The 12,330-nt window shown below is 45.8% G+C and carries 12 protein-coding genes; 9 read left to right on the forward strand and 3 right to left on the reverse strand.

Going from position 1 to position 12,330, the window contains the following annotated elements; genetic code table 11:
* Positions 1-9 precede the first annotated feature (9 nt).
* From ACINWC323_RS01690 to paaZ, 3 genes are all read right to left on the reverse strand, one after another.
* Complete coding sequence (locus ACINWC323_RS01690; RefSeq protein ID WP_171062230.1) at positions 10-1,296, reverse strand: acyl-CoA dehydrogenase family protein; 1,287 nt, start codon at positions 1,294-1,296, stop codon at positions 10-12.
* A 268-nt stretch (positions 1,297-1,564) separates the two neighbouring features.
* The gene (locus ACINWC323_RS01685) at positions 1,565-1,855 is read right to left on the reverse strand and encodes a DUF1330 domain-containing protein (RefSeq protein ID WP_009515432.1); all 291 of its coding nucleotides are present in this window, start codon (positions 1,853-1,855) and stop codon (positions 1,565-1,567) included.
* Positions 1,856-1,942: 87 nt separating this feature from the next.
* Positions 1,943-4,045: a phenylacetic acid degradation bifunctional protein PaaZ gene (paaZ, locus tag ACINWC323_RS01680; RefSeq protein ID WP_009515578.1), complete on the reverse strand. Its 2,103-nt coding sequence runs from the start codon at positions 4,043-4,045 to the stop codon at positions 1,943-1,945.
* A 265-nt stretch (positions 4,046-4,310) separates the two neighbouring features.
* Here paaZ and paaA point away from each other — a divergent pair, with 265 nt between their 5' ends.
* Genes paaA through pcaF form a run of 9 tightly spaced genes read left to right on the forward strand, consistent with a single transcriptional unit; the run spans position 4,311 to position 12,287 of the window.
* Positions 4,311-5,249: a 1,2-phenylacetyl-CoA epoxidase subunit PaaA gene (gene paaA / locus ACINWC323_RS01675; RefSeq protein WP_009515396.1), complete on the forward strand. Its 939-nt coding sequence runs from the start codon at positions 4,311-4,313 to the stop codon at positions 5,247-5,249.
* Between the two features lie 34 nt (positions 5,250-5,283).
* Positions 5,284-5,574, forward strand: a complete 291-nt coding sequence (gene paaB / locus ACINWC323_RS01670) for a 1,2-phenylacetyl-CoA epoxidase subunit PaaB (RefSeq protein ID WP_005230234.1) — start codon at positions 5,284-5,286, stop codon at positions 5,572-5,574.
* 12 nt (positions 5,575-5,586) lie between these two features.
* Positions 5,587-6,342, forward strand: a complete 756-nt coding sequence (gene paaC, locus ACINWC323_RS01665) for a 1,2-phenylacetyl-CoA epoxidase subunit PaaC (protein ID WP_009515642.1) — start codon at positions 5,587-5,589, stop codon at positions 6,340-6,342.
* A 16-nt stretch (positions 6,343-6,358) separates the two neighbouring features.
* On the forward strand, positions 6,359-6,859 hold the full coding sequence (gene paaD, locus ACINWC323_RS01660) for a 1,2-phenylacetyl-CoA epoxidase subunit PaaD (RefSeq protein WP_009515472.1): 501 nt from the start codon (positions 6,359-6,361) through the stop codon (positions 6,857-6,859).
* Between the two features lie 23 nt (positions 6,860-6,882).
* Positions 6,883-7,944, forward strand: coding sequence for a 1,2-phenylacetyl-CoA epoxidase subunit PaaE (gene paaE, locus ACINWC323_RS01655; RefSeq protein WP_009515405.1), 1,062 nt, complete (start codon positions 6,883-6,885; stop codon positions 7,942-7,944).
* Positions 7,945-7,954: 10 nt separating this feature from the next.
* Complete coding sequence (locus ACINWC323_RS01650; protein ID WP_009515565.1) at positions 7,955-8,728, forward strand: enoyl-CoA hydratase-related protein; 774 nt, start codon at positions 7,955-7,957, stop codon at positions 8,726-8,728.
* 2 nt (positions 8,729-8,730) lie between these two features.
* Positions 8,731-9,522, forward strand: a complete 792-nt coding sequence (paaG, locus tag ACINWC323_RS01645; protein WP_009515549.1) for a 2-(1,2-epoxy-1,2-dihydrophenyl)acetyl-CoA isomerase PaaG — start codon at positions 8,731-8,733, stop codon at positions 9,520-9,522.
* Positions 9,523-9,524: 2 nt separating this feature from the next.
* On the forward strand, positions 9,525-11,063 hold the full coding sequence (locus ACINWC323_RS01640) for a 3-hydroxyacyl-CoA dehydrogenase (RefSeq protein WP_009515395.1): 1,539 nt from the start codon (positions 9,525-9,527) through the stop codon (positions 11,061-11,063).
* Between the two features lie 12 nt (positions 11,064-11,075).
* Positions 11,076-12,287, forward strand: a complete 1,212-nt coding sequence (gene pcaF / locus ACINWC323_RS01635; RefSeq protein WP_009515494.1) for a 3-oxoadipyl-CoA thiolase — start codon at positions 11,076-11,078, stop codon at positions 12,285-12,287.
* Positions 12,288-12,330 lie beyond the last annotated feature (43 nt).

The following is a 12,330-nucleotide window of genomic DNA, read 5'->3' on the forward strand; positions in this document are numbered from 1 at the left end:
TCTCCAAAATTAAGCATGTAGGCCAGAATGAAGGATTGCAGTCGCACGCAGATCACGATACCAACGTTCAACAGGATGCTCTTTGGTAAAGCCATGACCACCTAGAATCTGAACGCCATCCGTTCCGATTTTCATTGATTTTTCAGCACAGAGCAGACGTGCCAGATAGGCTTCACGATGGAAAGGTTGACCAGCCTCAGCCAGACTTGCAGCATTGAGCACCAGCATGCGCATGGCATCAATTTCAATCGCCATATCTGCGATCATAAAGGCCACACTTTGACGATGCGAAATAGGTTCACCAAAAGCTGTACGTTCATTGGCATATTGAATACAGTAGGCTTTAATCGCTTCGCATGTGCCAATCGCCATGGCACACCACATCAGGTTGCCCAGATCGACAAAGGCAGTGTAATCAAAATCAGCATCGCCTAAGCGTAAGGCTGGGGTTTGATTGAATAGAAGGGTTGCTGTTTCAGCGGCTTTGAGTCCCATTGCTGGGTTGGCTTTGATTGCGATTGTTTCATTGGATTGCACCACAAAAATGTCAGGTTGACCGTTGAACTCCGCACTGACCAAGAACACATCAGCAATGTCACCTAAAATGACCAGGCTTTTTTCACCAGTGATATAGAACTGCCCATTGGCCTCAGTTGCCGTAGTTTTTAACTGGTATGGGTTAAAAGCAGGTGTTGCCTCCTGAAATGCGAAAGTCGCCGTAACATCAGTATCTTCTGCAAACACAGGTAAATACATCGATTGTACCTGGGTTGAGCCCCAGCGTGTGATTGCATTGATAACACTAAAGGTACTGAGTAAACCTGCGGTTAAACTGAAATCACCTTTAGCCAGATTTTCTGCGATCAGGATATTGCTGACAATATTTTGTTCTGCTGCCACACCGCCCAATGCTTCTGGCAAAGCGTAATAGTTAAGTCCCAAATCAACCAGATGTTGCCACAACTGTTCAGGGAACTGGGCATGATGATCTGCCTCATGCGCCAAACTGTATAGGACTTCTTCAGCAAATTGTGACATCGCGTCAACCGTCATTTGCTGTTCTTCAGTCAGGCTCAGATCAAACAGATTCTTGTTGGTCTGGGTGGGAAGACGCTGTTTGTCGAGTGGTTGCGGCTTAAATGCTTTTTGTGTTTTATTCAGTACCTTAAAGCCTGTTTTTGAACCCTGATATAATGATTTTTCTACAAATTTTCTTAATTTGAGTTGATCAAGCATTTCGCTTCCTGCGAGTTTGGTGATCAAAGATAGCCCAAGCCCTTGAGCCTTATTCATCATGTTTGACATGGTTATATCCTGGAGGATGGTTGTAAATTTATGCTGACATGCCCAAGCTTAAAAGACTATGTCTTGTGTGACGAGGGAAGTGGAGAAAGATAAAGGGTAAAATGAGACTTTAATGTTTTTTATGTAGTTGTTTTTTATTATTTAAAAAAAACAGGAAGAAAATAATTTTTTATAAAATTGACTTAAATGACAGGGGATTGAGTCAGCCTGAATCGCTTTATTGTTCAGTCGATTCAATCCGTTATTGCTTGGTTAGGGTTTAATCCAGACCTTCGGTTAAGATGACGATATATTCACCTGCCAAATCACGATGCTTTTTGGCTTGCTGATAGGCATCGCTGTGATACCAATTCTGTGCTTCCTGCATACTGCTGAATTTAATGATGGCAACGCCATCACTTTCAATATTTTCCAGCGCAATTGATTGTCCATAAAAAACAATCGGTTCAGCTGAAAAACCTTGACTGGCCTGGCGTGCCAAAGTGGTGTAGGTTTTCATTTCATCTTTATTTTTTAATTGTTTGCGAATCAGAATGATATAAGCGCTCATGGATTTTCCTGCATTAAACTGAAGGTGAACATAGCCTATTTTGAATGGGCTTGATGGATCGTTAAGGGTATCCATCAAGCATTAATTTTAAGCTGCGCGGGCAACCAAAGTTAAAATATCATAGGTTGCTACCAATTCATCTCGTTGATTTTTCACCTTGATATCCCAGACCACGACGCCGTGTTCAGGTTGAGATGGATCTTTTTGCGGTTTAGGTGTTTTCTGCTTACAGGTCAGTTCAACACGAATCGAATCACCAATTTTAACCGGCTCAACAAAACGTAAGTTGTCCATACCATAATTGGCAATCACAGGGCCTTGGGCGGCATCGACAAATAATCCCGCTGCTGCTGAGACAATGAAATAACCATGGGCGACACGCTCACCAAAGAACGAATCAGCTGCAGCGATTTTATCGGTATGCGCATAAAAATAGTCACCGCTGAGACAGGCGAAATTGACAATATCTGCTTCGGTCACGGTACGGCGTGCAGTCAGTAAACGCTCGCCAATCACCAGCTCATCAAATGATTTTTTGAATGGATGAACGCGGTCTTCATTAATATTTGCACCTGCAGTCCATGAATGCGTGACCTGAGTCAGGCTATTGGGAGAACCTTGAATTGCGGTACGTTGCATATAGTGTTTAACTGCACGAATGCCGCCAAGTTCTTCACCGCCACCAGCACGACCAGGTCCACCGTGAACGAGGTGAGGTAGTGGAGAACCATGTCCGGTACTTTCTTTGGTAGATTCTTCATCCAGAATATGGATACGCCCGTGCCATGGCGCAATTTTCTGGATGATCTGTTCAATATTTTCATCCGTATTTTTTACTACTGAGGCCACCAGACTGCCTTCACCACGTGCCACCAGATCAGCCAGTTCATCGATGGATTGATAAGGCATCAAGGTACATACCGGGCCGAATGCTTCCGTGGTATGCACTGAGACGGCTTTTAATGGTTTTTCGCATCGTAAAAGTGTTGGTGGAAAGAAGGCACCTTTTTCTGGATGGTCCGCATTAAATTTGAATGCGCTATCTCCACCAAATACAATTTGGGCTTCTTTTGCCAGTTCAGCCACCTTGGCTGCCACATCAAGCTTTTGTTTCGGGCTGGCTAATGCACCCATCGTCGTATCCGGTTTTTGTGGATCACCCACCACGACTTTTGCCAGTTTGGCGCTCAGTTTTTGCTGGACCTGTTCAAGCAACGCTTGAGGTACAAAGGCACGGCGAATGGCGGTACATTTTTGTCCTGCTTTGGTGGTCATTTCACGGAACACTTCGCGTACAAACAGATCCAGCGTCGCTTCATTTGCTTCTGGACTGAGAATCGCGCTATTGACCGAATCAGCTTCCATACTGAATGGAATTGAATATTTGTTTAAATGTGGATGATTACGCAGCTTTTGTCCGGTATAGGCCGAGCCGGTAAAGGTCACACAGTCCTGCGGGCCTAAATAATCAAACAGGTCAGCAATTTGACCACAGATCAGTTGTAGTGAACCTTTTGGTAACAGGCCTGTTGCAACAATCGCCTCAACCACCGCTTGGGTCAGCTGGGCGCCTTCAGTCGCAGGTTTGACGATACAGGGCACGCCAGCCAATAAGGTTGGTGCAATTTTTTCCAGCATGCCCCAGATCGGGAAGTTAAAGGCATTGATGTGCACAGCAACACCGGCTTTAGGGCTTAAAATATGCTTGGCACCAAAAGTGCCGTTTTTAGAGAGCTGAATCCAGCTATCTTCGGTAATCATTTTTTCATCATTGAGTTCGCGGCGCACCAGACTTGAATAGGCGAATAAGGTCTGAATCCCGCCTTCGATATCAATCCAGGCATCTTTACGGGTTGCACCAGTGGCATGCGCCAAGCCATAGAACTGTTCTTTTTGTTCAAGTAAATGCTGGGCAATTTGTTTTAAGGCATGGGCACGTTGATGAAAAGTCCAGTTGGCCAGTTCAGTACCATTTTGCTTGGCATACTTGACCACTTGTTGCATGTCGATGCCATGACTACTGACGGTATAGATCGGCGCACCCGTAATCGCATGGACAACCGTACGCGTATCTTCATGGCTGGAATGCCAGGTTCCATAGACATAAGACGCCAGTCTGGTTAATGGCTGGCTTGAGCTTTGTTCATCAATATCCTTAGCTGTTTCTTCTTGGTGTGCTTGTTCAAGCATGATCAAACTCCATTTTTATGTGATACATCAATTCTAGAAATATTAAAAATATGATTCATAATTTCATATTGAATGCGTTAAAAGTCAACCTTATTTTGTTTTAAAGTCGAAATAAAATTTTTAATAATTTAATTAAAATAAAACAAATCAATATTTTGGATCCTGTTTTGTGGTTAATTTCAATTTGATACAAAAATATTGATTGACTTTGTTTTGTGTGTATCGAAAAATAGATTCATGGATGAAATCCTCAAGGAATTGACACATGGAAAATAACTATCAGAAATTTGAGCACAATATTGCCAATGACATCACCATCGAAGCTAAGGATGCAATGCCTGAGGCCTATCGTAAAACCTTGATTCGCCAGATTGGACAACACGGTCATTCGGAAATTGTCGGCATGCTGCCAGAAGGTAACTGGATTACTCGGGCACCGACCTTAAAACGTAAAGCGGTATTACTGGCGAAGGTGCAGGATGAGGCAGGACATGGTCTCTATCTTTACAGTGCGGCTGAAACCCTGGGTGCAGACCGTGATGAGATGATGGAAAAACTGATTGATGGGAAAATGAAATATTCATCGATCTTTAATTATCCAACGGTGAGCTGGGCTGATGTCGCGGCGATTGGCTGGTTGGTGGATGGCGCTGCAATTGTCAATCAGGTGGCCTTGTGTCGTACTTCTTACGGGCCGTATGCGCGTGCCATGGTGCGGATATGTAAAGAAGAAAGTTTCCATCAACGTCAGGGTTTTGAAGCCATGATGGCATTGGCCGCTGGTTCACTGGAACAAAAACAAATGGCGCAAGATGCGGTGAACCGTTTCTGGTGGCCAGCTTTAATGATGTTTGGTCCAAGTGATGAGCATTCCCCAAACAGTGCGCAAAGCATGGCGTGGGGAATCAAACGTTTTAGTAATGATGAATTGCGCCAGAAGTTTGTCGATAACACCGTGCCACAAGTATTACAGCTTGGCCTAACAGTGCCTGATCCTGACTTGAAATGGAATGAAGCAACGGGTCATTACAGCTATGGCGAAATTGACTGGCAAGAATTTAATGAGGTGATCGCAGGTCGTGGGCCTTGCAATCATGAACGGATCGAAGCACGCCGCAAGGCTTGGGAAAATGGCAAGTGGGTGCGTGATGCAGCCGTGGTCTACGCCAAAAAACAGCAAAACCAAGTCAGTAAAGTCGCTTAAAACAGAATTGATGGAAAAATTTAAGGATATCGTAATGGAAAATAAGAACAATTGGTCGCTTTATGAAGTGTTCGTGCGGAGTAAACAGGGTTTAAGCCATCGTCATGTTGGTAGTTTAAGAGCGCCTGATGATGAGATCGCCCTACAACATGCACGTGACGTGTATACCCGTCGCAATGAAGGTATCAGTATCTGGGTGGTGCGTTCGGAACTGATTAAATCTTCACAGCCAGATGAAAAAGCCGAGTTTTTTGAACCTGCACTGGACAAAGTCTATCGTCATCCGACGTTCTACCATATCCCTGACGGCATTGAGCACATGTAAGGGAGTATGCAAATGAATAACCCGATTTTATCGAAGTTTTTATTACATATCGGCGACAGTCAACTGGTGTTGGCACAACGTCTGGCCGAGTGGTGTGGTCATGCGCCAGAGCTGGAAATTGATATTGCTTTGGCCAATATCGGTCTGGATTTGCTTGGTCAATCCCGAAATTTCCTGACCTTGGCTGGGCAATATGAAGCCGAAAAGCGTGATGAAGACCAGTTGGCCTATTTTCGTAATGAACGTGAGTTTCTGAACTTACTATTATGCGAACAACCGAATGGTGATTTTGCGCAAACCATCGTGCGTCAATGGTTAATGGATCATTACCATGTGCTGTTATTAACCGCTTTAGCTGAATCGGCAACGCCAGAAGTCGCGGCATTGGCGGTGAAATCCTTAAAAGAAGCCAAATATCACATTCGTTTCTCCACCAGCTGGATGGAGCGTTTAAGTCTCAGCACAGCAGAGGCGCATCAACGTGTGCAACAGGCATTAGACAATTTGTGGCGCTTTAGCGCTGAACTGTTTGAACTCACTGCGGAAGAACAGGGACTGGTTGAGCAGGGCATCATTGCTGATTTATCCAGTGAAAAAGCACATTGGGATCAGATTGTAACTGCCGAGCTGAAGCGTTTTGAACTCAGTGTTCCTGCGAATGGTGCCTACCGCCGTGGAGCCAAACAAGGTTTGCATACCGAGCATCTGGGTTATCTATTGGCTGAAATGCAATCCATTCAACGCAGTTATCCTGAAATGACCTGGTAAGGCAAGGAGTGTCGCCATGCATATGATTCGTCATTGTATTGACCAATGTTGGGATGTTTTACACAAGGTCAGCGACCCAGAAATTCCAGTGCTGTCGGTGGTGGATTTGGGCATGATCCGTGGGGTGGAGTTGAATGAACAGCAAGAAATTATTGTTCGATTGACACCAACTTATAGCGGTTGTCCAGCTACTGACCTGTTAAAAGCACAGATTGTCGAAGCACTGACAGCAGAAGATTTGATCCCTGCAAAAGTCATCATTGATTTATCAGAAGCATGGACCACGGACTGGATGTCGGACGCAGGTAAACAGAAACTGCAAGCCTATGGTATCGCCCCACCAGAAGGTACGGCACAACAGTGCGGAACGCATGTGCATCTGAGTGATGGTGTGGTTTGTCCTCATTGCAAGAGTCGAAAAACCCGACTGTTAACCGAGTTCGGCTCCACCGCTTGCAAAGCACTTTACAAATGTCAGGACTGCCTTGAACCCTTTGATTATTTTAAATGTATTTGAAGCCTTGGATAAGGAAATCAACCATGAGCCAATTTATTCCATTAAAAGTAAAAACAATTACACCGCAGACCGATCAGGCAATTTGTATTGCCTTTGATCTGGCTGCAGAACAACAGCAACAGTTTCAGTTTCAGCCAGGACAGCATCTCACCATTCGCCATTTAACCGAAGCAGGGGAAATTCGCCGTTGTTATTCAATCTGTAGCTATGCACCAAAAGAAGACATCAGCATTGCGGTGAAAAAGATTGAGCAGGGCCAATTTTCCAACTGGGCCAATGAACATTTAAAAGTAGGTGATGTGCTGGAAGTCATGCCACCGCAAGGGGTGTTTTTTCAGAAAGCGGCACGTACGGGTGGTCAAGCTTATTTAGGTATTGCTGCGGGCAGTGGCATTACTCCGATCCTGTCAATTATCAAACAGGTACTCTTTGAGCAAGACTCGGCGAATTTCACCTTGTTATATGGCAACCGTTCGTGGAAACAGACCATGTTTGCCGAGCAGATCATGGACCTGAAAGACCAGTTTAAAGAACGTTTTCAGCTCATCAATATTTTCTCTCGGGAATTCAATGACAGCGAGTTGCTGAATGGCCGGATTGATGAGCACAAACTCAAGCAGTTATTTCAACATGACGTGTTAGAACCAGACTTTGATCATGTCTTTGCCTGTGGCCCTGATGAAATGATGGACACGGTTGAACGCCTGTTACCGGATTACGGGGTGGCTAAAGAGCGCATTCATACCGAGCGTTTTAATACCGGGCATGTCCGTAAACGGTCAGCGGAAGCCGATGCCAATCGTAAGGAAGAAAAAGTCAATATCGTACTCGATGGACGAGAGTTGATTGTTGCGGTTGGACAAGAAGACGAAAGTATTCTGGATGCTGCCTTACGTGCAGGTGCAGATTTGCCTTATGCCTGCAAAGGTGGCGTCTGCGCAACCTGTCGCTGCAAGGTACTGTCAGGTGAAGTAGATATGTTCCTGAATTATAGCCTTGAACAGGATGAGGTGGAAAAAGGCTATGTGCTGAGCTGCCAGACCTTACCCAAAGGCGCAAATGTGCGTTTGAGCTTTGATGAGTAGAGTAACAGCGATGCAAACATTGATTCAGGTTGAAACGCCGCTTGAGGGTGTCAGGCTGTTGAGCTTAAACCGTCCAGAAAAACGCAATGCCTTGAATAATGCCACCTTAGAGTATCTATGTGATTTGCTGGAACAGGCTGAACACGATGCTCAAGTGAAAGTTGTTGTGCTAACCGGTAATAGCAATTGCTTTGCTGCGGGTGCAGACCTGAGCGAGTTGGCGGCAATGGATGCGGTGTCCTTACAACTCGATATTCGTCCAAAGCTGTGGCAAAAAATTGACAGTTTTAGCAAACCTATCATTGCAGCAGTGAATGGTTATGCCTTGGGTGCAGGATTTGAACTGGTTCTACATTCGGACATGGTGATTTGTGGAGATAATGCCAAATTTGCCTTGCCGGAAATTGGTTTAGGCATGTTACCCGGTGCGGGTGGAACACAGCGTTTAGGCCGTCTGGTGGGACAGCAACTGACCATGCGCTGGGCCATGACGGGTGAAATGATTTCAGCTCAGCAGGCACAGCAACATGGCATCTGTAGTGAAGTGGTACCGTCTGCGCTCACCGTGGAATATGCCATTCAACTGGCAAACAAGATTGCCAAACAGGCACCTTTGGCGATTCGGGTGATCAAGCAATCGATCAAAAGTATCCATGAAACCACATTAAGTCAGGGACTGAAATCCGAACGGCAAAACTTTGTCTGGTTGGCAGCCACCAAAGATCGAAATGAAGGCATTAATGCATTTTTTGAAAAAAGAAAACCAGTATTTAGAGGTGAGTAAAAATGGACTATAACAATATTATCGTGGAAGAAAAAAATGCGGTGGGCTACTTAACCTTTAACCGTCCACAGGCCTTGAATAGCTTTAATGTCGAGATGCACCGAGAAGTCGCAGAAGTTTTGAATCTCTGGGCTAAAAAACCGGAGGTTCGCTGTATTGTGATCAGCGGTGAAGGCCGTGGTTTCTGCGCAGGACAGGATTTGGGTGATCGCGTCGTTGATCCGAACGCTGCGGCACCCGATCTGGGATATTCGATTGAAACTTACTATAACCCGCTGATTCGAACCCTTGTGAATATGCCGAAGCCTGTGATCTGTGCCGTAAATGGTGTGGCGGCGGGTGCCGGGGCAAATATCGCCTTGGCCTGTGATCTGGTGATTGCCGCAAAATCTGCCAACTTTGTACAAGCCTTTTGCCGTTTAGGTCTGGTACCTGATTCGGGCGGAACCTGGTTCCTGCCACGTGCAGTCGGTCATGCGCGTGCTATGGGGCTCGCGTTGCTGGGTGATAAATTGCCAGCGGAAACCGCCAAAGAATGGGGCATGATTTGGGATGTCGCTGAAGACAGTGAATTAAAAAGCAAAGTCACAGAGCTGGCAGAACGTCTTGCCAAGCAACCGACTTTTGGTCTGTCACTGATCAAAAAAGCGCTGCATCAATCCAGCAACCATAGCTTTGACGAACAGATGCATTTAGAACGCGATTTTCAGCGTATTGCTGGGCGTTCGGAAGATTATCGTGAAGGAGTTCAAGCCTTTATGAATAAGCGCGAGCCAAATTTTCAGGGGCGTTAAGCATGATGAGTTTCGATTTATCCCATGCCAAAATCGCCGTGATTGGCTCGGGAACCATGGGGATTGGTATTGCCCAGTTGGCGATCATTAATGGTCACGCTACGATTCTGTATGATCTCGATCGCGAAAAGGCTCAGCAGGCGGTTGATGGATTACATCAGACTTTTGCCAAACTGGTTGAAAAAGGCAAGATAACGCATGAGCAGGTTCAGCAGGCATGTTCCCGTCTAAGCATTGCCAAGGGTATAGACGATTTAGCAGATGTGGATTTAGTGATTGAGGCGGTGGTTGAAAAACTGGAGGTCAAGCAGGCATTGTTTCAACAGCTTGCAAGTATTTGTGGTGAACAGACTGTTTTTGCAACCAATACTTCTTCAATCTCAGTCACTGCGATTGCAGCAGGGATTCCACAGCCTGAACGTGTGGTGGGTTTACATTTCTTCAATCCTGCACCAGTAATGAAGTTGGTCGAAATTGTCCAAGGTTTAAAAACGCCAGTGGCCTTATGTCAGGCCTTAAAAGCCTTGATGCTGGTTTGGAAAAAAATCCCGGTGCTGACCAAATCGACACCTGGTTTTATTGTGAACCGGATTGCCCGTCCATTTTATGCAGAAGCATTTCGTGCCTTGCAAGAACAGGTCACTAGCTATGATCAGCTGGACTATGCCTTAAAGCAGTGTGGTGGTTTTGCCATGGGGCCATGTGAGTTAACCGATCTGATTGGGCAGGATGTAAATTTTTCTGTGACCCAAAGTGTGTATGAAGCGTTCTTTTATGAGCCACGCTACCGTCCGAGTCTGGTGCAGAAGGAACTGGTCGATGCAGGCGCATGGGGACGCAAGGCCAAACAAGGTTTTTATCATTACGATGCAAGAAACCAGTATTCGACATTTCAACCTCAAGCCCTGAGCACCACACCTTTTCAAGCACAGATACAGGTTAAAGGTGCATGGTCTCAGTTACCTGAGTTGCTCACACGCCTGGCACTCAATAGCGGGACTGAACATGAACAAAATATCATTCAGATAGACGATATTGATCTGCGTTTAAGTCAGGGTGAATCTGCCCACCTGAACTATCTAAGCCGTAAAACGGTATTGATGGACTGGCATCATGATTTTGTGCAGGCGCAAGCGGTGGTCCTGAGTCATAACCCGTTATGCCAAGCCGATGATCTGGCAAAAGTTGAGGCATTTTTTGCCCAATATCAGATTCATGTGATCTGGATTACAGACCATCCTGCATTATTAACTTTACGTACCATTGTCCTGTTGATCAATGAAGCCTGTGAGGCCAGCCTGCACGGGATTGCCACTATGGAAGATATTGATAATGCCATGCGATATGGGGTCAATTATCCTAAGGGGCCGTATCAATGGATGATGCAATTGGGCGCAGCGTATGTGCTACAAACCCTCAATAATTTATATGCCATTTATGGTGAAGAAAAATATCGTGCAAGTCTTTATCTTAAGCAATACGTGGCAAAGCAACAAAGCCTGGCGCTTGATGATTCAAAAGATTTAACCGCATGTGCATAAAAAGGAGTGATCATGGAAGACGTGTTAATTTGTGATTTTATTCGCACCCCGATTGGCCGCTATGCTGGTGCGCTCAGCTCGGTACGTACGGATGATCTTGCGGCATTGCCCATCAAACATTTAAAAGAAAAACATGCGCATCTGCCGTGGCAGGATTTAGATGAAGTCTATTTGGGCTGTGCCAATCAGGCGGGTGAAGATAACCGTAATGTGGCACGCATGGCAACCTTGTTGGCGGGATTACCAGAGGCAGTTCCTGCCATGACCGTGAATCGGCTTTGTGCTTCAGGGCTGGATGCAGTAGGTTTGGCAGCACGTTCGATTAAATCGGGTGAATCACAATTTGTACTGGCGGGCGGGGTCGAGTCGATGAGTCGGGCACCTTTTGTGCAAGCCAAGCCAACCGAGGCTTTTGGACGTAGCCCTGAAATTTTTGATACCACCATTGGCTGGCGTTTCATTAATAAAAAAATGAAAGCTGACTATGGGACGGACAGCATGCCTGAAACCGCTGAGCATGTGGCTGAAAAGTACCAGATCAGTCGTCAGGATCAGGATGCATTTGCGCTACGGAGTCAACAAAAAGTGGCTGCGGCACAACAAGCCGGCTTTTTTGAGGGTGAAATATTGCCAGTAGAACTGGCCGATCGTAAAAAGAATATCACTGTCTTTTTACAGGATGAGCATCCGCGTGCCGATACCAGTCTGGACAGCTTGGCAAAACTGAAAGCTCCATTCCGTAAAGAAGGTGGTTCGGTGACGGCGGGTAATGCATCGGGTGTCAATGATGGCTCGGCGTGTGTGTTGCTGACCAATCGTCAGTTTGCCGATACACATGGCTTAAAGCCGTTGGCACGTGTGGTGGCGATGAGCAGTGCCGGGGTTGAACCAAAATATATGGGTATTGGGCCAGTGCCTGCAGTACAAAAATTGTTGAAACAAACGGGTCTGAGTCTGGATCAAATGGATGTGATTGAGCTGAACGAGGCTTTTGCCGCGCAATCCTTGGCCTGTATACGTGAGTTAGGTCTTCAGGATGATGATACGCGTGTTAATCCGAATGGTGGTGCGATTGCACTCGGCCATCCGCTTGGGATGAGTGGCACGCGTTTGGTGATGACCGCAACCAGAGAACTGAAAAGACGCCAAGGTAAATACGCACTGTGTACCATGTGTGTCGGTGTTGGGCAAGGCGTCGCCCTGATTTTAGAAAATATAGCTTAATTCAATTGAAACGAAACGGTTCGAATAATATAACGAAACAGGA

The organism is Acinetobacter sp. WC-323, from assembly GCF_000314615.1.
GTDB lineage: Bacteria > Pseudomonadota > Gammaproteobacteria > Pseudomonadales > Moraxellaceae > Acinetobacter > Acinetobacter courvalinii.

Excerpts from the sequence above, each read along its gene's own strand:
- paaG (WP_009515549.1), top strand. The coding sequence starts at position 8,731 with ATGGACTATAACAATATTATCGTGGAAGAAAAAAATGCGGTGGGCTAC.
- paaC (WP_009515642.1), top strand. The coding sequence starts at position 5,587 with ATGAATAACCCGATTTTATCGAAGTTTTTATTACATATCGGCGACAGT.
- ACINWC323_RS01690 (WP_171062230.1), bottom strand. The coding sequence starts at position 1,296 with ATGATGAATAAGGCTCAAGGGCTTGGGCTATCTTTGATCACCAAACTC.
- pcaF (WP_009515494.1), top strand. The coding sequence starts at position 11,076 with ATGGAAGACGTGTTAATTTGTGATTTTATTCGCACCCCGATTGGCCGC.
- paaB (WP_005230234.1), top strand. The coding sequence starts at position 5,284 with ATGGAAAATAAGAACAATTGGTCGCTTTATGAAGTGTTCGTGCGGAGT.
- ACINWC323_RS01640 (WP_009515395.1), top strand. The coding sequence starts at position 9,525 with ATGATGAGTTTCGATTTATCCCATGCCAAAATCGCCGTGATTGGCTCG.
- paaZ (WP_009515578.1), bottom strand. The coding sequence starts at position 4,045 with ATGCTTGAACAAGCACACCAAGAAGAAACAGCTAAGGATATTGATGAA.
- paaA (WP_009515396.1), top strand. The coding sequence starts at position 4,311 with ATGGAAAATAACTATCAGAAATTTGAGCACAATATTGCCAATGACATC.
- ACINWC323_RS01650 (WP_009515565.1), top strand. The coding sequence starts at position 7,955 with ATGCAAACATTGATTCAGGTTGAAACGCCGCTTGAGGGTGTCAGGCTG.
- ACINWC323_RS01685 (WP_009515432.1), bottom strand. The coding sequence starts at position 1,855 with ATGAGCGCTTATATCATTCTGATTCGCAAACAATTAAAAAATAAAGAT.
- paaE (WP_009515405.1), top strand. The coding sequence starts at position 6,883 with ATGAGCCAATTTATTCCATTAAAAGTAAAAACAATTACACCGCAGACC.
- paaD (WP_009515472.1), top strand. The coding sequence starts at position 6,359 with ATGCATATGATTCGTCATTGTATTGACCAATGTTGGGATGTTTTACAC.